This window comes from Microbacterium sp. PI-1, from assembly GCF_004337555.1.
GTDB classification, from domain to species: Bacteria; Actinomycetota; Actinomycetes; order Actinomycetales; family Microbacteriaceae; genus Microbacterium; species Microbacterium aurugineum.
Genome location: NZ_SJYZ01000021.1, coordinates 1 through 19,892, shown reverse-complemented (window position 1 = coordinate 19,892; position 19,892 = coordinate 1). Strand labels below are relative to the sequence as shown.

Below are 19,892 nucleotides of genomic sequence, written 5' to 3'. Positions count from 1 at the left end.
CGCCCTTCGCTCGTCTACTTGTTGTCCGTGGGGTACTCGTACCAACCGGCGCCTGTCTTGCGCCCGAGGCGGCCGGCGGCCACGCGGGAGACGAGACTGGGGGGCGGCGCGAATCGCTCACCGTATGCCTCGCGGAGGTTGCGCGAACCCTGCAAGGCGATGTCGAGACCGTTGTAGTCGTTCAGTTCGAACTGACCCATCGGGTGGTTGAAGGCCAGACGCATCGCCTTGTCGAGGTCCTCCATCGACGCGATGCCCTCTTCGAATATGCGGATGCACTCGAGACGCAGCGCCATGATCGCCCGCGTGGTGATGAAGCCGGGAGTGTCGCGCTGGCAGACGATGCTCTCCTTGCCGAGCTGGTCAGAGAGCGCCACCGTGCGGGCGAGGATGTCGTCGGTGGTAAGCGTTCCCCGGATAATCTCGACCAGGCGCATGATCACGGGCGGGTTGAAGAAGTGCATGCCGACGACACGCTCGGGGCTCTTCGTGGCCGACGCGATCGCGGTGATGCTCAACTGGCTGGTGTTGGTGCCAAGCAGCACGTCGGGCGAGGTGCGCGCGTCGATGTCGGTGAAAACGCGCTGCTTCAGCTCGAGCACCTCCGGCACCGCCTCGATCACGGCTTCGGCACCTTCGAGCGCCTCGTCCAGGTTGGAGCGGAAGTTCATCCGCGCCAGGATGTCGGCGGACTCCTGCTCGCTGATCGTCTCCTTCTTTACGAATCGAGCGAGGCTGGTAGCAACGCTCTGGCTCGCGCGACCAAGCGCCGCGTCGTCGACGTCGAAGATACTGACCTCGATTCCCTTCATCGCGGCGAGCTGGCCGATTCCGTGGCCCATGGTCCCCGAGCCGATCACGGTGAGGCGTGAGATCTGAGTCATGCTTCTCCTTTGAGCTATTCTCTAATACTAGTGTACTGCTTCTTTGCGCTTCACGAGAAGCTCGATCGGCACCGGTCGACCGGCCAGCACCGGGCCTTTCGTCTGCAGGTGACAGGCGACAGTTCCCCCGCCCTCGACGGGCGTGTGCTCGGGGCGGATCTCCGCACACGGCTCGAAGGCCGCCGGGCAACGGCTGGCGAACGGACATCCGGGAGGCGGAGCCGAGGGGCTCGGCGGGTCGCCGTGCAGCAGAATTTTCTGACGGTCGCGCTGCGCTGACGGCTTCGCCTCCGGTACCGCCGACAGCAGCGCCGCGGTGTAGGGGTGCGCCGGATGGTCGACTACGCGATCGGATGGCCCCTGCTCCACGACCTGACCGAGATACATCACCGCCACGTCATGGCTGACGTGACGGACCACGCTTAGGTCGTGCGAGACGAAGAGGATCGTCAGCCCGAACTCTTCCTGCAGGCGCAGGAGGAGGTTGAGGATCTGCGACTGGATCGAGATGTCCAATGCGCTGACAGCCTCGTCACAGACGAGGACTTCGGGTGAGGGGCCCAGCGCTCGCGCGATCGCGACGCGCTGCCGTTGTCCGCCCGACAGCTCGTCGGGGAATCGGCGCGCGTGCTCGGGCGTGAGACCGACGGCCACAAGCGTGCGGTCGACCTCTTCCTGGAGGGCGCTGCCACGAAGCTTGAGATGGTACGTGATCGGCTCACCGACGAGTTCACCCACCCGCATCGTCGGGTTCAGCGATGAGTACGGGTCCTGGAACACCATCTGCATTGCGCGGCGGGCACGACGAAGATCGCGGTGCTTCTCCTTGGTGATGTCGTCGCCGTTGAGCAGGATCTCACCCTCGGTAACATCGAGCAGGCGCAGCAGTAACCTGCCGACTGTCGACTTGCCCGAACCGGATTCACCGACCAATCCGAGCGTGCGCCCCTTTCGGAGCCGGACGGTCACACCGTCCACGGCGCGCACCTGGCTGCCCTTGCGGGAGAACAGGCCCGACCGTCCGGCGAACTCCTTGACGAGGTTGCGACCCTCGAGCACGTGCTCGACGGCGAGTTCCTGGTCTTCGGCCTTACGTGTCGTGGTCATCGTGCCGCTCCCGGAAGCGTGAGCTCGTCCGCGCGGATGCACCGGAACGCTCGAGGTGGTTCGTTCGTCATCTCTATCGGTGTGACGTCGCACCGGCCGGACTGCGCGTGCGCACACCGCGCGACGAAGCGGCAGCCGGGCACCTGCATCCCCAGGGATGGCGGCGATCCAGGGAGTACGCTCAGCGCCTTCAGCGGTAGCTGGTTCTCCGGCAGCGACTGCAGCAGCGCCGACGAGTAGGGATGCCGGGGCTGGATGAAGAAGGGATCGATCGGCGATTCCTCGACGATCTGTCCCGCGTACATCACCATGACCCGATCGCAGAACTCCGCAATCACCGCGAGATCGTGGCTGATGAGGATGATCGCCATTCCGAGTTCTTCGCGGAGCCGGCGCAACAGCTGCAGAATCTGCGCCTGCGTCGTGACGTCGAGAGCCGTCGTCGGCTCGTCGGCGATCAGGAGTTGCGGGCGGCATGCGATGGCCAGCGCGATGCACACGCGCTGGCGCAGGCCGCCCGACAGCTCGTGCGGATATGCGTCTGCGCGTCGCTCGGCGTCAGCGATCTCGACGAGCTTGAAGTTCTCGATGGTCCGTCGACGCGCTTCGGCTCGGCTCACACCGGTGTGACGCCGGATGGCCTCGGCGACCTGGTCTCCGACGCGGTACGCGGGGTCTAGCGCCGTCATCGGCTCCTGGAAGATCATGCCGATCTTGCGGCCCCGCACCGATTGGAGCGCTCGCCGGGTGCCGCCCGTGATCTCGGTGTCGTCGAGCACAATCCGGCCCCCACGGCGCTTAGAGATCTTCTGCGGAACTAGACCGATCAGAGAGAGGGCTAGCGTCGACTTGCCCGACCCCGACTCGCCGACCAGCCCCACAACTTCACCTGTGCGTATCGTGAGGTCGACGTTCGAGAGTACAGGGACAAATTCGCCGCTGGGGGCAAGATCGAGCGAGAAGTTCTCGACTCTGAGCAGAGGGACTACCTCCGAAGATGGCGCCATTGTGTCGACTGATGCGGCTTTAGTCATTGTCCACGGCCTCCGGTGACCTCGTCGCGCAGGGCATCTCCGAGCGTGTTGAACGCCAGCGATGTGAAGAAGATAACGAGACCGGGAGCCAGCACGAGCCACGGGGCGGTCTCGATGAACGCCTTGCTTCCCCCGATCATCGATCCCCAGCTGGCGTCGGGTGGCTGCACACCGAGACCGAGGTAGCTCAGACTCGACTCGATAATGAGGGTGAGTCCGAGCATGAATGAGATCTGGATGATCAACGCCGGCCACGCATTGGGCAACATGTGCCCCCATATCACCTTCGGTCTCGGGATGCCGGTGGATATTGCGGCCTCGACGAACGTCTCGTTGCGAACGAATAACACCTGGCCTCGGACGATCCTCAAGAAGCGGGGCGCATAAGCGATGCCCACAGCAAACATCGCATTGCCCAGCCCCGGACCGAGGATCGCGACAATCGCGAGGGCCAGGATCAGCGAGGGAAAGCTCAGTAGCACGTCAGCGACCCGCGTGATGACTGCGTCGAACCAGCCGCCGAGGTATCCCGAAAGTACACCTGGGAACACACCGAACAGCAGACCTACCGATACCGCCTGGACGGTCGCGAGGAGCGAGACCCCTCCAGCGACGAGTAGTCGTGAGAAGACGTCGCGTCCGAGGTCGTCAGTCCCAAGAAGATGTTCGAGTGATGGAGGCTGCAGGACGGCGCGCAGATCGATTGCGTTGGGGTCGTACGGGGTGATATACGGGGCGATGATCGAGACGATGACGATGATCGCCAGGTAGATGATACTGGCCATACCCGGGCCGCGCATGAACACTCGGCGAAGGAGGCTGCGTCTCTTCTGCTTTGCGCCAGCGACCGGAGTCAGCTTGGTATCGGGCAGGACTGTCGGAGCCGTGGTCATTCTGCTCTCACCTTCGGATTGATCAACGCGTAGGCCATGTCGGCGAAGAAGCTGGCGATGACCACCAGCACCACCGTGAAGAGGACCACGCCTTGCAGTACCTGAATGTCGCGAGAGAACACTGCCTGCACCATCTGGGTGCCCAGTCCTGGCAGGTTGAACACTGCTTCGATCACAACACAGGAGCCGATCGCGATCGGCACTTGCAGCCCGAGCGTTGTGACGGCCGGCCCAAGTGCGGAACGAAGAGCGTGCTTGCCAACTACGCTGCGTTCCGAAAGTCCAGCAGCCCGCATCGTCCGGACATAGTCGCGTCGCAGGTGATCACCGAGCGCGGCACGCAACTGACGGGTCAGTTCGGCGGCGAGCGCGTGGCCTAGGGTGATGGCCGGAAGGAGCAGGTGGAGGAACCACTGCCAGGGATTGGTCGTGGCCGAGACGTATCCCGTCGCTGGTAACCAGCCCATACTAAGGCTGAAGATGAGGACGAGGATCAGTCCGAACCAGAAGTTGGGAATCGCGACACCCGTCGTAGCCACCGCCAGCGACAACCGGTCCACCCACCCATTGGGGTGCAGGGCGGCGACGATGCCAAGCGGGAGCGCGATGAGGATCGCGATGATGAAGCCCAGGAGTACGAGGCTCAGAGTCACCGGTGCCTTGCGTGCCAGGATCTCCGTCACAGGCTCGCTGGTGCTAAACGACACACCGAGGTTTCCGGCGACTGCGTTCGAGACAAAATCGAAGAATCGTATATGCAGCGGTTGGTCCAAGCCGAGTTCGGCGCGGTATTGCGCGATGAGTTCGGGGGTGGCCGTCTCGCCGCCTGCTCTGGCGATGGCGGCATCACCCGGGAGCAGCGATGTCAGGGCGAACACGACCAGGGCCGCAAGCAGCAATTGTGGAACGAGGAAGAGGAGCCGACGCCCAATGAACCTCAGCATGTCTTCCTTCCTCGCTGCCGGGGCCGGCTACGTGCGACCGCGACCGGTCCCCTTTCGTGGTCGCGTTCTACTAGCGGATGCATCGTGTCCCTAGCCTGCTGCTGCCGTGACGCCGACGTTCAGGAAGTTTGCCTTGCCCGTCACGCCGGTTGAAAAACCAACCACGTTGTCGCGGACTGCTGTCGTAACCCCCGGGAACATCAACGGGATCATCCGCGAATTCTCCATGATGTTCGCCGATGCCTCCTGGAACAGCGTCGTACGCTGGTCCCGGTCTCCGGACTCCCTGGCCTCGGTCAGAAGGGTCTCCAGGTCGGAGTCGGTGATCTTGGCCGGATTGTTTAGACCGTCGGGGCCGAATAGGTTGTCAAGCGTCTGAGATGGGTCGGCGCGACCACCCCACGGGGTGAAGTAGGCAGAAACGGCCTGCTGGTAGTAGAACTCGTCGAGTAGCGCCGGACCCTCAAGCGGAATGATGTTGCTGTCGATCCCGATGTCGGCGAGCATGGCCGCGATCGCCTCGGTCGCTTGGACTCGGAAAGGCTGATTGTTCGTCTTGAAGTCGAACGTGAAGCCGTCGGGATAGCCCGCTTCGTCGAGGAGCTCCTTTGCCTTTTCCGGATTGTAGGGATACATCTCTTCAAGATCGGGGTTGCTAGCAAAGTAGTCCGGCGGGAACGGCTGCCAAGCGATGGTGCCGGTGCCTCGGTAGAGGCCCTCCAGGAGGGCTTCTCGGTCGATCGCATAGTTGATCGCTTCCCGTACGAGAGGGTCATCGAACGGGGGCATCGCGATGTTCAGCCCGATGTGATCGATCGCGAGCGCGGGGTCGGTCCTGACCTCAAGGGTCTGGTCCGCCGAGGCGAGTTGCACCTGCGCGGCCGAGATCTGCGCGACATCCACTTCGCCCGCGCGAACTGCGTTGAGTCGCGTGTCGTCGTCGTCGATCAGGCGGATGGTGAGCTGTTGGAGCTCCACGGCATCGGGATTCCAGTAGCCGTCGAATCGTTCGACAACGAGGCGGTCGCCCGGCGAATACTCGACAAGCTTCCAGGGGCCCGCGCCGTCCGGTGAGATAGCCAAATTTGTGCCATCCTCGAAGGCGCTTGGCGAGACCATCATGCCGGCGCGGTCGGCTAGTTTCGCCGGCAGCGCGGCGTCGGGCTCCGTCAGGGTGAACACAACAGTGAGATCATCCTGAGCTTCCACCGTTGCGATAGTGGCGAGGTCCGCGACGATGGACGAGGTCGGGAGGTTCTTACCGCGTTCGATATTGGAGACCACAGCTGCGGCGTCGAGTATCGTGCCGTCGTGGAATGTGAGTCCTTCGTGAAGGGTCATCGTGAGGGTAGTGTCGCTCAACTCCCACGTCTCAGCTAGTCCGGGTGCGACGTCGCCGTCTGCTGAGTAGCTGAAGAGGCTCTCGTATACGGGAAGCAACCAGGGCAGGTCCTGTGAGGATGTGCCTTCCTGTGGGTCGAGACTCGTGGCTGGCTCAAAGTAGCCGAAGGTGAGTTCACCGTTCGGGTCAAGGGCTATATCGGCCCCACTGTCATCCGAGCCCGTACCAGAGCAGGCCGTCAACGTGGCTGCGACCAGTATGGCCGCTGCCGACACGACCAATCGGCGCTTTCTGCGGGATTCTGCTGTGTTCATCTTCGAACTCCCTGAATCTTGGTGTGGCGGGGACATTCGCGCGTCAAAATAATATTACTCTCATAAGAGTATGAGATGTCAAGATTGAGGAGGGCGTAGATGCCCGCACATCCCTCTACCGTTGTCGCCGCACCGAGGATCCGCGCCATCGCAGTTCCCTGCCCGGAACAGGGAGTGCCGTATACGTGGTGCTACGCGTTCGATGATGCAGATCTCGGGATCCACCTTGTCGATCCTGGATGGAGTTCTGGTGAGAATCTTCGATACCTCATCAATGAGCTCGGGCGGACGGGACGCGGAATCGATCAGCTGAGATCGGTGACAATGACGCACGGCCATCTCGACCACATCGGCCTCGCGGACGAGTTGCGCGCGCGGACTGGCGCTGCGCTCCTCATGCACACCGACGAAGCAGCTTCACTGAGCGGGTCGGCGCTGACCCGGTGGGATTCGGACGAGCTCGCACGGCGGTTTGATGAGTGGGAGGCGCCGCCGAAGCTCGCAACTGCTCTGGCTAAAGTGTTGTCGAACCGTCTCCCCACCCGCACTGTGGTGCCGGATGTAACCTTAGAGGACGGCGCACTGCTGCCGATCGAGGGGCGACGAATCGAGGTGCTCTGGACTCCTGGTCACACACCCGGTCATATCTGCCTTCGAGACCTGGCCAGCGGCGTCATCCTTACGGGCGATCATATTCTCTCGCGCACAAACTCGGGCCTTGGCCTAGGGGGAGAGTACGGGCGCAATCCGCTCGTGGATTACTTGTTCAGTCTCGATCGCGTCGAGGAGATCGGGGGAACGGGCCTACCAGGACACGAGGACTTCCTCTCAGACGTCGCCGAGCGGGCGCGGCAACTTGCAAGTCACCATTCGGCCCGCACCACAGCGATCGATGCGGCGCGCCGCACCGGAGCACGCAGCGTGTGGTCCATCGCAGCGATGCTGAAATGGAGCGGTGGATGGGACTTTCTCAGCCCGCACCGACGATTTTCAGCACTCACACAGGTATCGATGCATCTCAACGCGATGCGATCCGGCGAACTCCGTCAGGTGCGCGGCATGTGGACGCTTGCACGCGACATGTTGGAGCTCCACACGCGTACGACACCACCAGCGTGACTCTGGTTGCGATTCGACATCTGAAAGGTGCCGCATATCAACTCGCGCAATCACCACGTTCGCGGGAAGGAGTGCCATGTCAATTGGTTGGCCTGTTGGCCATCGGAGGCGAGCGATGGATGGCGTCTGTAATTGCAACGACCGCCGAGCACCTGGTCTGCCAGAGTGAGACCATGACCCGCCCGGAGTTACATTACGTGGCTGCGCTCGAGCAATTGGAGCCCGCTGACGCGGTGACACATGCTGCGGACGCATCTCGCGCAGGATTCGCAGGTACAGCGGTCGCTGACCGCTTCCAACCATGGCTGCCGAACCAGGGGCATGCGTCCTTCTTATGGGCGGTATTGGGTGCTATCGGTCAGCAGACCGACGGGATACTGACAGCGTCGCCAGTACCCGGCTATCGCATGCACCCGGTTGTGGTTGGGCAGGCATCCGCCACTCTTGCCGCCCTCTACCCGGGGCGGCATCGGCTCATGCTGTCGGCGGGCGACGCAATCGATGAACATGTCGCAGCACCATATTGGCCTGAGGCAGCAGAGCGCGCCATACGGCTATTCGAGGCTGCTGAACTCATCCGTAAACTCTTCTCCGCGTCTGTCAAAGGGACAGATACGCGACACGCGGGCCCACACTTCCGGATGGAGTCATCCAGACTGTGGACCATGCCCGATACGCCGCCGCCGATCCAAGTATGGGCGGGTGGACCTATGACTGCTCGGCGCGCCGGACGCAGCGTCGACGGCGTCATGATGCAGGCCGGCCCGGCTGATCGTCTGACCGCCCTACTGACCGCGTTCGAGGACGGTTTTCGTGAGTCACGCCGCGACGGTATGACGCAGACGGCCGTACACGTACAACTCTCCTGGGCTCCGACCGATGAAGAGGCCATTGCGAATGTGCTCCGCGAGTGGCCCATGATCGGATTACGCTTCCCGCGCGGTGACATCCGTTCACCATTCGACGTCGAGCAGCTGACGCGCTCAGTCACTGCTGACGACATACGTGCGCGTATCCCTGTTTCCGCAGACCCCGATGTACATCGAGCTCACCTGCAGTCGTTCTTAGATCTCGGGTTCGACGCTGTGCATGTGCACAACGTCGGGCGCAATCAGGCCGAATGGCTTGAGCTCGCCGGGCGCGATATCCTACCAAAGCTGGTGAGGTGACATGGGTAATCATCTGAGCATCTGGGCGCTTGGCGGGATCCCCGAGATCGACTGCGGCGACGACCTTACGGGCCTCATCCTCATCGCGGTCGACAAGTCCGCCATACCTCTCGAAGACGGCGACATACTCGTGGTTACTTCGAAGATCGTTTCGAAGGCCGAAGGAAGGACCATAAGGGCAGCTGATCGAGAAGCGGCCATCACATCAGAGACTGTCCGCGTCGTCGCCACACGCGCGCACGGTGACGGTAGCACCACTCGAATCGTCCAGAACAGACTCGGCATCGTCGGCGCCGCCGCTGGTGTCGACGCATCTAACACCGCTCCGGGAACAGTGTTGCTGCTACCGAAGAATCCGGACGCTTCAGCCCATAACCTCGCAGGCGACCTCCGAGCGAGGACTGGCGCGGAAGTAGGCGTCGTCATCAGCGACACGTTGGGTCGGCCGTGGCGAGATGGTCAGACGGACGTTGCGATCGGTGCCGCCGGCGTCCGTGTTTTCGACCGTCTGCATGGCAGCGTCGACAACACGGGAAGACCTCTGGTGGTGACGCGGCCCTGCATCGGTGACGAACTCGCCGCCGCGACCGATCTGGTCAAGGGCAAGGTGAGCGGATGTCCGGTAGCCGTCGTGCGAGGAATGGGCCGATTCGTCGGTGATCTGGACCTACCCGGCGCCGCGTCGATCGTGCGCTCTGCAGAGAAAGATATGTTCCGGGTCGGTACCGAAGAGGCGCATCGAGCCGGATACGAAGAAGGGTATGCGGCGGCGCTCGCCGTGAAGAGCCAGGAGGGCCACCGATGGTACTGACACTGGGGTACAAGGCATCCGCCGAACAGTTTGCTCCACGAGAGCTCGTCGAGATCGCAGCCGCGGCCGAGCGGCACGGGTTCGAGTCCGTTGCGGTCAGTGATCACTTCCAACCATGGCGATACACCGGCGGGCACGCGCCGTTCTCCGTCGCATGGGCGGCGGCCGTGGGCGAACGTACGGAACACATCAGGATCGGCACCAGCGTCATGACGCCGACATTCCGGTACAACCCCGCCGTGATCGCGCAGGCGTTCGCGACACTCGGGATGCTGAATCCCGACCGCATTTTTCTCGGCATTGGCACCGGCGAGGCTCTCAACGAGGTCGCCACGGGCTTCCAGGGCGCAGGAAAGCAGGAATGGCCGGAGTTCCGAGAGCGGTTCGCACGCCTGCGGGAGTCTGTGCGGCTCATGCGGGCGCTCTGGACCGGTGAGCGTGTGAGCTTCGAAGGTGACTACTACTCGACCCACGAGGCATCCATCTACGACGTACCTGACGGAGGCATCCCGATCTACATCGCGGCCGGGGGGCCGACCGTGGCCAAGTACGCCGGACGCGCCGGTGACGGCTTCATCTGCACATCCGGCAAGGGTCAGGAGCTCTACACCGACAGCCTGATCCCGGCGGTGAGGGAGGGGCTGACCGCGTCAGGACGCGAGTTCGCGCAGCTTGACCGGGCGATTGAGATCAAGATCTCTTACGAGGAGACCGAGCAGGCGGCATTGGAGAACACTCGGTTCTGGGCGCCGCTGTCGCTCTCGAAAGAGCAGAAGCACGACATCACCGACCCGATCGAGATAGAGAAGGCCGCCGATGCCCTCCCGATCGAGCAGGTCGCGAAGCGATGGATCGTCGGCACTGATCCCGAACTGGTCGTCGCACAGGTCAAGGACTACGTCGATTGGGGCTTCAACCACCTCATCTTCCACGCGCCGGGACAAGATCAGGAGCGATTCATGACCCTGTTCGAACTGGATCTCGCACCGCGGCTGCGGACACTGTAGAACGGCGGCTAATCACTCAGCATGATCTCCGTTCGAGCGTCGGGATCGGACGTTCATGAGTGGCAAAATCTGAACGCAACCGTGGCCCAGCTCTGCATCCGACTGTGTCCTCACGGTTGCCGCCGGGCAGCCTAGCGGGCAACCCATGAAGATACTCACAAGTTCGCGATCCATTACTTCCCGAAAGCGGCGTACGACTGATCGTGCATCGAACTGTTCGAGCGTGAGGTCATTCCGGCGCTCCGTTGAACCCGCAACCTCTTACCGCCCGGTGGTCTTCTCGATCGACATCACCAGGATGACGCGGCCGGCGGCATCTGCCGGTGCAGGCGGATTCTCCGTGCCGTAACGGCGTGAGAGCTGCTGGTAGAACGCGCCGGTCGGGTCGGGAGTGGCCTCGACGAGCCGTCCGCGCACCTCGATGTAGCGGTACGGATTTTCGGGGTCATACACGCTGAAGCTCATCGACGGGTTGCGCTGCAGGTTGCGATACTTCGCGCGCTTCGTCGTGTGCGTGAACCGGATGCAGTCACCATCGAACTCGAACCACATCGGGCTGGTCTGCGCGGTGTCACCGCGTCCGACGGTGCCGAGGACGCCGTACACCGGGCGCTCGAGCAGCTGGATCAGATGGTCGGGAATTTCAACGGAGCTCATGCTCCCGAGTGTATTGACGTGCGCAGTGCGGTCGGCGTCTCCAGCTCCGAGAACGCGATCAGCGGCGTACCGTCGACCGGATGCGGGATGACGTCGGCACGCACGCCGTACACGAGTTGGATCAGCTCTGGCGTGAGAGTCTCGACCGGCGTCCCGGATGCCACCACCCGGCCCCCCTCCACGACGATGACCTGGTCGGCGAAGCGGGCGGCCAGCGTCAGGTCGTGAAGCGCCGCAAGGATCGCGATCCCCTCATCGGCGACCGAGCGCATGAGCGACAGCGTGTGCAGTTGCGCGTGGATGTCCAGGTGGTTGGTCGGCTCATCCATGAGCAGCAGCACCGGTTCTTGCGCGAGCGCTCGCGCCAGCAGCACGCGCTGGCGCTCCCCGCCGGACAGTTCCTGGAACCGTCGACCCGAGAGCGCATCGGCGCCTGCGCGGCGCATCGCGGCTTGAGCGATGTCGGTGTCAGCAGCGCCCGGCCCGCCGAGCATCGACAGATGAGGAGTGCGCCCCAGCAGCACGACATCGAGCACGCTCAGATCGAGCTCGGTCTCCGCCTGCTGCTCGACGAGGGCGGAGAAACGCGCCCTGACACGCCGACGCATCGTGCGGGCATCGGTCCCTCCGAGTTCCACCACTCCCGCTGTCGGAGCTTCGGCGGCGGCGATCAAGTGGAGAAGCGTCGACTTGCCCGCGCCGTTGGGCCCGACGAGCGCCGTGAGCGAGCCGGCGTCGACCGTGCAGTCGACCTCGTCGATCAGCATCCGCCCGCTCCTGCCGAAAGAAACGCGGTCCGTCCGAAGCGGCGGGGCGGTGCGATGTGAGGCGGTGGGGAGTGGCGGTTGAGACATCATAAGACTCTCCGTGAACGCAGGAGCAGAAGCCCGAACAGCGGCGCCCCGATGATAGCCGTGACGACGCCGACGGGCAGCTCCCGCGGATCGAACAGCGTGCGGGCGAGTGTGTCGGCCCAAATGAGCACGATCGCACCGGAAAGCGCCGACACCGGCAGCAGCACGCGATGCCGTGCCCCCACGCTCAGTCGCACAGCGTGCGGAACGACGAGACCGATGAACCCGATCGACCCGCTCACCGCCACGAGGCACCCCGTCAGCAGGGCAGTCGCCGCGAGGAGCATCCAGCGCGTCCGCTCGACGGCCACGCCAAGAGATGCCGCTGCCCGATCCCCGAACGCGAAGGCGTCGAGGGTGCCTGCGCTGAACATCAGGGGAACCCCCACCAGCACGATCGCGGCAAGCGCGAGGAGGGTGGTCGCCCAGGTGGAGCCGGCAAGAGACCCGAGCAGCCAGCTCAGGATCTCGCGGTAGCTGTCACCCGTCGCACTCCAGAAGATCACCAGGCTCGTGAGGGCACCGAGCGCGGCCGAGACGGCGACGCCCGCCAGGATCGTCCGTGACGTGGTCCTGCGGGAGGTGGCACCGGCGAGCAGAAGTGTGAGGGCGAGTGCACCCAGCGCGCCGCCGAACGCGGCAACCGGAATGGCGACCGTGAAGCCGAGGACGATGACCAGGACAGCGCCGAAGGATGCGCCTGACGAGAGCCCGAGCAGGTATGGATCGGCGAGCGGGTTTCGCAGCGTAGCCTGCATGATGGCACCGCACACCGCGAGTCCTGCGCCGATGGCCGCAGCTGCGAGCACCCGCGGTATCCGCAACTGCCAGACGATGCCGTCGCGCAACGGGGTCAGCGTCGACTCCCCGATCCCGAGGTGGGCGAGGATGCTGCCCCACGCCTCGCTCGGTGTGATCGCCGCCGGTCCGAGTGTGACGCTGGACACGACGGAAAGCCCGAGCACGACGAGAAGCGCGATCGCCCAGATGCCGGTGCGCGCCGCCGAGCGTTCACGTCGATCAGTGGTCGACGCGGTCCGGGGAGAGTCCGAAGCGAGCGCGGTCACGGCAGATCGATGTCCCCCAGCTGAGTGACAAGCGACCGGACCGCTTCGACATTGCGTACTCCGGCCTCACCCGCCGGGAAGGGAACGACGAGGTACCGATGGTTTAGGACCGCAGGGAGCTGCGCTGTCGCCGGATTCGACTCGAGCACGTTGATCTTCTTCTCCGTCGAACCCCACGTCGAGTCGGCGAGGACGATGACATCGGGATTCGCGTCGACGACTGCCTCCCAACTGAGGCTCGACCAGGTGTCGTCCACGTCTGCGGCGACGTTGGTCAGGCCCGCAGCATCCATCATCATCTGCGGTGCGCCGGTACCGGCACCGACGAACGGGGTGTCACTGCCGGAACTGAACCAGAGCGCGCTCAGGCCACGATCGTCGGGGACGACGGCGTCGAGCTGCTCCTGAAGGTCGGCGACGAGACCCGTCGCTTCACTCGACACGTCGAAGATCGCGCCGACCTGTTCGATCTCGGCGAAGACGTCATCGAAGGTCAGCGGGTCAGGTCGATAGCCAGGTTCCTGACAGGCGGCGGGCGAGACGAACGTGTTCACCCCGAGCGAGCCCAGGGTCGCGCGGTCGCCGGCGCCGTCGGCGGTGACGTTGGACTCCCAGCCGGCGTAGACGAGGTCGGGTTCGAGATCCAGTGTTGCCTCCTGGCCCGGCACCTTTTCGGAGATCAACGGGATGCCGGCACCGCGAGCGGCCCAGTCTTCGGCGTACTCGCCGTCGGGAAACGCCGTGCCGATCATCCGGTCCTCGAGTCCCAGCGCGAGCATCATCTCGATCGACGACGACTTGATCGCGAGAACACGATCCGGCGCCTCCTCGAACGTCACGGTCGTGCCGCAGTTGTCGACCGTCAGCGGATATGCGCCCTCGGGCGGCTGTGGAGTGTTGCCCGGTGCGGCATCTGCGGTGGACGCGCAGCCCACGAAGACGGATGCCGCAACAAGGACGGCGGTCGCGGCGAGAAGTCGCGGGCGGTGTATGGGCATGATTCTCCTGGCGCTGGTCGGGGTGATGACGAGCGGCCAAGTTCACGGCCGATTGTCCCTGCCAATGCGGGCAGGGGATTAAGGAGAGTCTAACGAGATAGTCGAGTCCACGACGTTGGAAGTCTTCGCCTCCGGATGGGTCTTCGCCGCACCGACCGCATGCTCGAATTATTCGCGGGGCAAGCGACATTTCCAAGGTGCCGCGAAGAGGACAGGACTGATCCACATCGCCACCCCTCCTCGGCGCAATCGCTAGACTGCCTCCGATACCACTTCCTGGACCGTCCGCAGCATCGAGGGCGCCATCTATGGCCAACGCCGCTACGAGTTCCAAGGCCTCCCATCGGCTGCCATCACGTCACAGGACGAATCCGCGCCATCACGAGCAGGCAATCGCTGCCGTGGGCTCTGGTCATGATGCGCTGGTGATGGCCGTCAGCCCGATCGATCGGAAGTTCCTCGAGGACTCGTCGAACGGGTCGAGGCGGAGATCTTCAAGTTCTGAGCCCAGTCAGCGTCGCCGCTGTCGCTTCCCGCCCCAGAACGCGCGAACTGCCATGGTGATCGCTTCGTCTTTGGTGAGTCGGTCGCCGCGGGCCGCGGCTTCGTCGCGCGCCTGATTGATGTACTCGAGGACATCCGGGGGCAACCGGAACGTTGCGGGGTGCTTTTCGATGCGCTGGACGTTGTACGGGCCGCGCTTCTTGCCGACACGGGGCGATGGGGGTGTTTCGTCGGTCCCCGCGTCAACGGGATCAGTGTTCTCGTTGTCGGCGGGGCGTGGGACGGGCTTGAGGGGTGCTCGGCGCTTGGGCTTGTCTGCTCCTGCGGCTCCGGTGCTAGCCATGTACATCCCCTCCTTTCGCGATGGTCATCATTCGGCAGCTCGTCGGCGGCGGCGCTGTTTGGCGGCGGTGAGCTGTGCCTTCTGCTGGGCGCGTTGCTTCTCGGCGTCTGTGAGTGTGCGGGTGCGTCGGATGCGACCAGCTGCGGATTCACGCTGGTACGCCTCGGTCTTCGGGACGGTGACGACGTTGAGGGTGACGCCGGTGATCGGCACGTCGCTGGTGTCGAGGTTCACGTATCGATTGCCGGCTTCTCGTGCGAGCCAGCCGAGGGTGTCGCCGCCGTCTTCCTTGATGCGCTTGAGCATCGTGGAGGCGTTGTAGGTGTTCACTTCCATGCGTCGACCGTTGGCGAACGTCACGCGTGCGGTGATCTGTTTCTGCTTGTTCCCGGCCTGACCCTTCGCGGCGTTGCGAACCAGCTGCACCAGCTGCTGGTTCGCGGTCGTGCGGCCCTTCGCCGTCTTGCCCTTCGGGATGCGGGCTTCGATGATCCGGCCACCCTCAGACATGAAGGCGGTGGAGATCTGCGCTCGGCCTCCCTGGCGTTCCGTGGTGTACTTCCCGCCTGGGTCTTCCGGGGTGATCATCGTCTTTTCGCCGTCCGCTGCCTTGCCGCGGATCCGCATGAGTGAGCCGTCCTTGAGACGTCGTCGCGGGGGGACTTTGGTGGCACGTCCGGTGTTAGCGATCTCCTCGAGAGTCTCCCGGTAGAGGGCACCGGAGGTTTCGCCGTTGAGGATCTTCCTCACCATACGGGGTGAGCGGTGCAGTTCCCCGGCCAGCTCGGTCATGGTGATGCCGCGGCCGCGGAGGAGCCGCACCAGGTCTTGTGCGCTGCGCTTCTCGTCAGCCATCACGCCACCTCACCGTCGGCGAGCGCTTCGGAGAGTCCGGCGCGTTCAGCGCGAGCCTTGAGGGCCGCGCGCTGCTTGAGGGTTTCGGGGGTCTGGAAGGTGCCGCGGGTGTAGCCCTGCAGACGGAGGCGGCCGGTTTTGCCGTCGTCGCCGCCACCGCTGTTGACCGGGAGCGACCAGGCGGGCAGGGCTGTGGTGAAGACGGCGTCACCCTGGATGCCGATAAGGGTGGTGGGGTCGAGGCGGAGGGCTCCGGAGGTGCCGTTGCCGAGGGCGCTGGGGCCGTGAAGTACCCGGGCGCGGGCGCGTCCCCAGACCTGTGCGGAGAGTTCTGGGTGGTAGAAGCTCGACGTGCGGGAGTTCGGGTTGGAGGGGACGTTGAAGATCCAGAGCTTTCCTTGTCGGACGGCTGCGCTTTGGAACTCTGCGGGGATGTCGAAGAGGTTCTCGGCGACGCGGGTCTCGTCTCGTCCGCCGGCGGCGAATGCGCCGATGGAGTGCAGCACGATCGAGCGGAGCGCTGCCATGACTGCCTGGCGGATGAGGGGGTGGAGGTCGCGGTTCTCGGCGACCTTGGCGCGGGCGCGCGTCATCCGGTCGGTGAATGTATCCAGAGGGCGGGCCTTGGTGAAGACGATCGCTTCGAGAGGTTCGATGAGCCAACCGTAGGAACGGGCGACGTGGATCTCGGAGCCGTCTGCCCAGGTGTCGGCTGTGGCGCCGGGGCGGTTCGGGTAGTACCAGCCTTCGGCGACGCTCTGATGCTTGACGGCGAGCAGGCCGACGTGGTTCCAGTTCTCGGGGACGGTGAAGCGAACGTGGAAGCGTGCGCGGGCGTAGGGGTCGTTCTCGAGCAGCTCGTAGGCGCCTGCGCGGTTGAGTCGGCGGGCGGGGCCGATTCCGAGTTCGCGGCCGACGCCGGCGTACATGAATCGGCCGTCGACGTAGGCGAAGGCGTTGATCTTTTTCTGCTGCTTGGGGTCGATCAGGGGGAGGCAGTCCTCGTGGCGGCTGAAGTTGGCGCCGGCGACGAGGTGGTCGTAGTGGTGCTGACCGCTGGTCGCGTGGATCTCTGATGCGATATCCGGGTCGACGGGGACTGGGTTGATAGTCCTCGGGAGCGACAGTGCCCATAGGTTGGTGCCGGTGGCGGCGGGGCTGTTGAACAGGCGCGCGCGCTCGTCTGCAGAGCGGATGATGGTGGCGACGGTGTCCCATGCCTCTCGGGCCTGTGCGGGGCTCAGAGGGGAGTCATCGAACCATTCCTCGGCGGTTCGGACTTCGATCTTGAATCCCGTGCTCTCGTGCTCGAACCGGCCCGTGGGCGGGTCGCTGATCCAGTGGGAACCGGGCTTCCACCTGGGGGTCTGCACGTAGAGCCAGTGCCGGATGCCGGGCTGCGGCTCCGGGCGCTTGCCGGTGAGCATGATGCGGTGCGCCCCGTAGGACGCGGCGGTGTCGAGGAGGTCCGTGAGGTTCGGATTCTTGCGGCGATCGCCGATGACGGGGCGGACGGGAGCCCCGCTCTGCGTGACCCCGCGGCCGGAGGCCTGGTCGACCCAGATGGTGAGGATCTCCTTCGGAGTCCACGGCTTGGGTCGGTAGTCGATCTCGTTCACAAGAGGGCCTCCTTTCGATCTACCATAGAAGTTATATTAGGCAAGACATATTGAAAATTGCAAGCATTTTTCACGCTCGCATGTGTCATCCGAGAGGTCAGGAAGCCAACGACTGGTGACGTTCACGGTAGGAGGTGAGGGCCTTCGTCACGCCGCGCTCGGTCATTCCGAGCAACTGCGCGACTTCCCGTAGCGTCATCGGCGGGGTCTGCGATCGAGCCACGTCGATCAGTTCGTCACGACGATCGATCAGCTCTTCCTTCTTGGCGAGCTCCACGGCGACTGCCTGGAGCTCCTGGCGGATCTCGTTGACACTGGTGGGGTTCATGGGAACCAGGTTACGGAACTGAGTTCCTAGATCGTTGCACCTGACCGCGTGTCGCCTCGTGTCCGGCTGGAGGTTATATTCGTGAACATGAGCGAACCCGACCTCCTCGACAGCGTGCAGGTGGCGGCGCGACTGGGGATCTCCGTCGGCGCCGTCTACAAGCTCCGCACGCAGAACGCCCTGTTCCCCCACCCTGAGCGGTACAGCGGACGCTCTCCGCTGTATTCGGCCGCGGCCATCGATGAGTTCATGACTCGTCGATCGAACCGTGGCCCGTCCACGAGTGGACGCCGGCCGCGGCTGCTTCCGGCCGGCGTCGTCGATTCCAGCGTCTTCGCTGAGCGTCTCCGTCAGAGCATCGCCGATGGTGCCGGCGCCCCCGAGATCACGACTCAGGCGCAGCTGATCGACATGCTCGGCCTGAACGTCGTCACGTTCGGGCAGCGCATGCGAGGTCGCACCAGCTGGAAGGACTCCGAGCTGGAGCTCATCAGCAAGCACTTGGCTGTCGACGTCTCCGACGCGAACGACGTCGTCAACGCGGCTCGGGCGGCACGCTAGCCCCACGTGGATTGCACCTGTGCGGATGTTCTCTGTCACATCCATAAGGGGTGCCCCTCACGCCCACGAACCGACAAATCCCTTCGGTTTCATGCGGAAGCTGCCCGACACAGGTGTGACCGACTACCGGTGACCGCGGGCGACAACCGGCTCGAGAGAGCGGGTTACTTGCGTCTCAGCTGAATCTCATCCCACGCGTATTGGCCCTGTCGCAACCATGCCTGGTACTGATCAGAGCGAACCGGATAATGCTCAGTGCCAACGGTGACGACTTTCCCGCCCGGCCCGCCCTCGTTCTTCGTTGGCTTTCGTGGGGAGCACTTGACCTCATCGGGGCCTTGAAAGCGTGGGATGAGCGTCGGGTCTTCATTCGGGTCTTCCCCGAGCTCGAAGAACTCGACCTCGTTCCCTATTTCCAGGTTGTCGAACGATCGCGGGTGCCAAACAGGCATGGTGCTCCTCGGGGTGTGCAGTGAGTTCTCGGCTCACCCTAGACGCCCGCTACCGGCTGAGGAGAGCGAGGATCTGTGCGGTGCCGTCGCCGGGTGCGAGCGTGGCCAGGTTCAGAGACTGCAGGTCGGCGTCGTCGAGACGGAGGGTGTGCTGCAGCGGGATGCCTTCGATCTTCGCGAGCTGGTGAACCTCGCGCTCTGTGGGCTGGTCGTGCTCGGGGCGAAGGAAGGGCTCCTGCAGGAGCTCGGCGAGGTCGTTCCAGCACAGCAGCTCTTCGATGTTGGCGATGACGTACGCTCGCGCGATCGCGTGCTGCTCGTCAGTGATGGTGAGGGTGGTGGGATTGGTCATTCTGACACCGCGCATTCGTTGAGGGTGGTCACGAGGGCGTCGCGATCGGCCACGCTGACGGCCAGCCCCCATTCGGTGGCGATCTGGGTGTACTTCGTCACGTAGGTGCACCGGTAGGTGGTCAAGGGGAGCCAGTCGGCGGGGCCGGAGTCCTGCTTGGACTGATTGGCGATGCCGTCGACGGCGATGACGTTGTCGAGGTCGTTGGCGAACTGCAATCGCTGCTCATCGCTCCAGGCCCACGCTCCTCCGAGGTGTGCTGCCTTGAGGCTGATGATGTGCTCGCCCTGCACGCCCTGGCTGCCGGGGTTGCCGGGTTCGGCGACTCGGTCGTGCTGGAAGGTGATGCGCTTGCCGGTGTACGGGTCGACCTCGAGTACTCCGCGCAGGACCGTGCATCGGTTCCTCGCCAGCTCGACGTCGATGAGGTCTCGCGCGAGCACGTCATCTCGCTGTCGGCACCCGTTCCCGTCGATGTCGGCCCAGGCGGGGCCGAACGTGTCTCGGCTGTAGGCGGGGATCTCGGACTCGTCGACGGCGAGCGGGAGTGCCGCCGCGAGCGCCGCGGTGTCGGAGTAGGGCGACGCGCTGCCCTCGACGGCAGCGGGTGGTGATGCCGGGGCGTCTGCGGGCGTGGAGGCTGCGGGAGGGGCCTGGGGTTCGGGGAGGGCGATGAAG

At 64.3% G+C, this 19,892-nt stretch carries 21 protein-coding genes; 5 read left to right on the top strand and 16 right to left on the bottom strand.

The features are described from left to right. Positions 1 to 14: 14 nt before the first annotated feature. The 6 genes from E0W80_RS15135 to E0W80_RS15110 form a co-directional block, all read right to left on the bottom strand. Complete coding sequence (locus tag E0W80_RS15135) at positions 15 to 884, bottom strand: 3-hydroxyacyl-CoA dehydrogenase family protein (RefSeq protein ID WP_131493706.1); 870 nt, start codon at positions 882 to 884, stop codon at positions 15 to 17. A gap of 27 nt (positions 885 to 911) precedes the next feature. Beyond that, positions 912 to 1,991, bottom strand: a complete 1,080-nt coding sequence (locus E0W80_RS15130; protein WP_131493704.1) for an oligopeptide/dipeptide ABC transporter ATP-binding protein — start codon at positions 1,989 to 1,991, stop codon at positions 912 to 914. Continuing rightward, complete coding sequence (locus E0W80_RS15125) at positions 1,988 to 3,025, bottom strand: ABC transporter ATP-binding protein (RefSeq protein ID WP_131493702.1); 1,038 nt, start codon at positions 3,023 to 3,025, stop codon at positions 1,988 to 1,990. Before E0W80_RS15125 ends, E0W80_RS15130 begins: the two co-directional genes overlap by 4 nt. Further along, positions 3,022 to 3,918 (bottom strand): ABC transporter permease, encoded by an 897-nt coding sequence (locus E0W80_RS15120; RefSeq protein ID WP_131493700.1) that lies wholly within the window; start codon positions 3,916 to 3,918, stop codon positions 3,022 to 3,024. Before E0W80_RS15120 ends, E0W80_RS15125 begins: the two co-directional genes overlap by 4 nt. Further along, entirely contained in the window at positions 3,915 to 4,862 is a 948-nt protein-coding gene (locus tag E0W80_RS15115) for an ABC transporter permease (RefSeq protein ID WP_131493698.1), read from the bottom strand. Before E0W80_RS15115 ends, E0W80_RS15120 begins: the two co-directional genes overlap by 4 nt. 90 nt (positions 4,863 to 4,952) lie before the next feature. Beyond that, positions 4,953 to 6,518: an ABC transporter substrate-binding protein gene (locus tag E0W80_RS15110; protein WP_165875483.1), complete on the bottom strand. Its 1,566-nt coding sequence runs from the start codon at positions 6,516 to 6,518 to the stop codon at positions 4,953 to 4,955. Positions 6,519 to 6,617: 99 nt separating this feature from the next. On the opposite strand from E0W80_RS15110, the gene E0W80_RS15105 reads away from it, so the two are divergent. The 4 genes from E0W80_RS15105 (at position 6,618) to fgd (ending at position 10,624) form a co-directional block, all read left to right on the top strand. Continuing rightward, positions 6,618 to 7,637, top strand: coding sequence for an MBL fold metallo-hydrolase (locus E0W80_RS15105; RefSeq protein WP_131493694.1), 1,020 nt, complete (start codon positions 6,618 to 6,620; stop codon positions 7,635 to 7,637). A gap of 119 nt (positions 7,638 to 7,756) precedes the next feature. Next, positions 7,757 to 8,806: a TIGR03557 family F420-dependent LLM class oxidoreductase gene (locus E0W80_RS15100; protein ID WP_346559641.1), complete on the top strand. Its 1,050-nt coding sequence runs from the start codon at positions 7,757 to 7,759 to the stop codon at positions 8,804 to 8,806. 1 nt (position 8,807) lies between these two features. Next, a complete protein-coding gene (gene cofE / locus E0W80_RS15095) occupies positions 8,808 to 9,617 on the top strand; it encodes a coenzyme F420-0:L-glutamate ligase (protein WP_131493682.1) in 810 nt (269 codons plus the stop codon). Next, complete coding sequence (fgd, locus tag E0W80_RS15090; protein ID WP_131493680.1) at positions 9,608 to 10,624, top strand: glucose-6-phosphate dehydrogenase (coenzyme-F420); 1,017 nt, start codon at positions 9,608 to 9,610, stop codon at positions 10,622 to 10,624. Before cofE ends, fgd begins: the two co-directional genes overlap by 10 nt. A 261-nt stretch (positions 10,625 to 10,885) precedes the next feature. On the opposite strand, the gene E0W80_RS15085 is transcribed toward fgd, so the two are convergent. The 8 genes from E0W80_RS15085 to E0W80_RS15050 all read right to left on the bottom strand — a co-directional run bounded on the left by E0W80_RS15085 (position 10,886) and on the right by E0W80_RS15050 (position 17,849). Further along, positions 10,886 to 11,281 carry a PPOX class F420-dependent oxidoreductase gene (locus E0W80_RS15085; protein ID WP_131493678.1) on the bottom strand — a complete coding sequence of 132 codons (396 nt, stop codon included), beginning with the start codon at positions 11,279 to 11,281 and terminating at the stop codon, positions 10,886 to 10,888. After that, positions 11,278 to 12,048 carry an ATP-binding cassette domain-containing protein gene (locus E0W80_RS15080; RefSeq protein WP_240740549.1) on the bottom strand — a complete coding sequence of 257 codons (771 nt, stop codon included), beginning with the start codon at positions 12,046 to 12,048 and terminating at the stop codon, positions 11,278 to 11,280. The genes E0W80_RS15085 and E0W80_RS15080 overlap by 4 nt, the downstream gene beginning before the upstream one ends. Positions 12,049 to 12,134: 86 nt before the next feature. Beyond that, the gene (locus E0W80_RS15075; RefSeq protein ID WP_240740553.1) at positions 12,135 to 13,124 is read right to left on the bottom strand and encodes a putative F420-0 ABC transporter permease subunit; all 990 of its coding nucleotides are present in this window, start codon (positions 13,122 to 13,124) and stop codon (positions 12,135 to 12,137) included. Between the two features lie 74 nt (positions 13,125 to 13,198). After that, entirely contained in the window at positions 13,199 to 14,200 is a 1,002-nt protein-coding gene (locus tag E0W80_RS15070) for a putative F420-0 ABC transporter substrate-binding protein (protein ID WP_131493673.1), read from the bottom strand. A gap of 511 nt (positions 14,201 to 14,711) precedes the next feature. Beyond that, entirely contained in the window at positions 14,712 to 15,047 is a 336-nt protein-coding gene (locus tag E0W80_RS15065; protein WP_131493671.1) for a hypothetical protein, read from the bottom strand. Positions 15,048 to 15,074: 27 nt separating this feature from the next. Continuing rightward, positions 15,075 to 15,902 carry a hypothetical protein gene (locus tag E0W80_RS15060; protein ID WP_131493669.1) on the bottom strand — a complete coding sequence of 276 codons (828 nt, stop codon included), beginning with the start codon at positions 15,900 to 15,902 and terminating at the stop codon, positions 15,075 to 15,077. Next, positions 15,902 to 17,521, bottom strand: a complete 1,620-nt coding sequence (locus E0W80_RS15055; protein WP_131493667.1) for a hypothetical protein — start codon at positions 17,519 to 17,521, stop codon at positions 15,902 to 15,904. The genes E0W80_RS15060 and E0W80_RS15055 overlap by 1 nt, the downstream gene beginning before the upstream one ends. A 97-nt stretch (positions 17,522 to 17,618) precedes the next feature. Then, positions 17,619 to 17,849 carry a hypothetical protein gene (locus E0W80_RS15050; RefSeq protein WP_131493665.1) on the bottom strand — a complete coding sequence of 77 codons (231 nt, stop codon included), beginning with the start codon at positions 17,847 to 17,849 and terminating at the stop codon, positions 17,619 to 17,621. An 87-nt stretch (positions 17,850 to 17,936) separates the two neighbouring features. Between E0W80_RS15050 and E0W80_RS15045 the strand changes: the two genes are divergently transcribed. Continuing rightward, positions 17,937 to 18,410: a helix-turn-helix domain-containing protein gene (locus E0W80_RS15045; protein ID WP_240740548.1), complete on the top strand. Its 474-nt coding sequence runs from the start codon at positions 17,937 to 17,939 to the stop codon at positions 18,408 to 18,410. A gap of 501 nt (positions 18,411 to 18,911) precedes the next feature. Here the strand turns inward: E0W80_RS15045 and E0W80_RS15040 are convergent. Both E0W80_RS15040 and E0W80_RS15035 read right to left on the bottom strand, forming a co-directional pair. Then, on the bottom strand, positions 18,912 to 19,214 hold the full coding sequence (locus E0W80_RS15040; RefSeq protein WP_131493662.1) for a hypothetical protein: 303 nt from the start codon (positions 19,212 to 19,214) through the stop codon (positions 18,912 to 18,914). After that, on the bottom strand, positions 19,211 to 19,892 hold a 682-nt coding region (locus tag E0W80_RS15035), incomplete at its 5' end, for an HNH endonuclease family protein (protein WP_131493660.1). The genes E0W80_RS15040 and E0W80_RS15035, both read right to left, overlap by 4 nt.

Coding starts and splice junctions, on each gene's coding strand:
- E0W80_RS15135 (WP_131493706.1), bottom strand. CDS start 884: ATGACTCAGATCTCACGCCTCACCGTGATCGGCTCGGGGACCATGGGC.
- E0W80_RS15130 (WP_131493704.1), bottom strand. CDS start 1,991: ATGACCACGACACGTAAGGCCGAAGACCAGGAACTCGCCGTCGAGCAC.
- E0W80_RS15125 (WP_131493702.1), bottom strand. CDS start 3,025: ATGACTAAAGCCGCATCAGTCGACACAATGGCGCCATCTTCGGAGGTA.
- E0W80_RS15120 (WP_131493700.1), bottom strand. CDS start 3,918: ATGACCACGGCTCCGACAGTCCTGCCCGATACCAAGCTGACTCCGGTC.
- E0W80_RS15115 (WP_131493698.1), bottom strand. CDS start 4,862: ATGCTGAGGTTCATTGGGCGTCGGCTCCTCTTCCTCGTTCCACAATTG.
- E0W80_RS15110 (WP_165875483.1), bottom strand. CDS start 6,518: ATGAACACAGCAGAATCCCGCAGAAAGCGCCGATTGGTCGTGTCGGCA.
- E0W80_RS15105 (WP_131493694.1), top strand. CDS start 6,618: ATGCCCGCACATCCCTCTACCGTTGTCGCCGCACCGAGGATCCGCGCC.
- E0W80_RS15100 (WP_346559641.1), top strand. CDS start 7,757: ATGGCGTCTGTAATTGCAACGACCGCCGAGCACCTGGTCTGCCAGAGT.
- cofE (WP_131493682.1), top strand. CDS start 8,808: ATGGGTAATCATCTGAGCATCTGGGCGCTTGGCGGGATCCCCGAGATC.
- fgd (WP_131493680.1), top strand. CDS start 9,608: ATGGTACTGACACTGGGGTACAAGGCATCCGCCGAACAGTTTGCTCCA.
- E0W80_RS15085 (WP_131493678.1), bottom strand. CDS start 11,281: ATGAGCTCCGTTGAAATTCCCGACCATCTGATCCAGCTGCTCGAGCGC.
- E0W80_RS15080 (WP_240740549.1), bottom strand. CDS start 12,048: ATGCTGATCGACGAGGTCGACTGCACGGTCGACGCCGGCTCGCTCACG.
- E0W80_RS15070 (WP_131493673.1), bottom strand. CDS start 14,200: ATGCCCATACACCGCCCGCGACTTCTCGCCGCGACCGCCGTCCTTGTT.
- E0W80_RS15065 (WP_131493671.1), bottom strand. CDS start 15,047: ATGGCTAGCACCGGAGCCGCAGGAGCAGACAAGCCCAAGCGCCGAGCA.
- E0W80_RS15060 (WP_131493669.1), bottom strand. CDS start 15,902: ATGGCTGACGAGAAGCGCAGCGCACAAGACCTGGTGCGGCTCCTCCGC.
- E0W80_RS15050 (WP_131493665.1), bottom strand. CDS start 17,849: ATGAACCCCACCAGTGTCAACGAGATCCGCCAGGAGCTCCAGGCAGTC.
- E0W80_RS15045 (WP_240740548.1), top strand. CDS start 17,937: ATGAGCGAACCCGACCTCCTCGACAGCGTGCAGGTGGCGGCGCGACTG.
- E0W80_RS15040 (WP_131493662.1), bottom strand. CDS start 19,214: ATGACCAATCCCACCACCCTCACCATCACTGACGAGCAGCACGCGATC.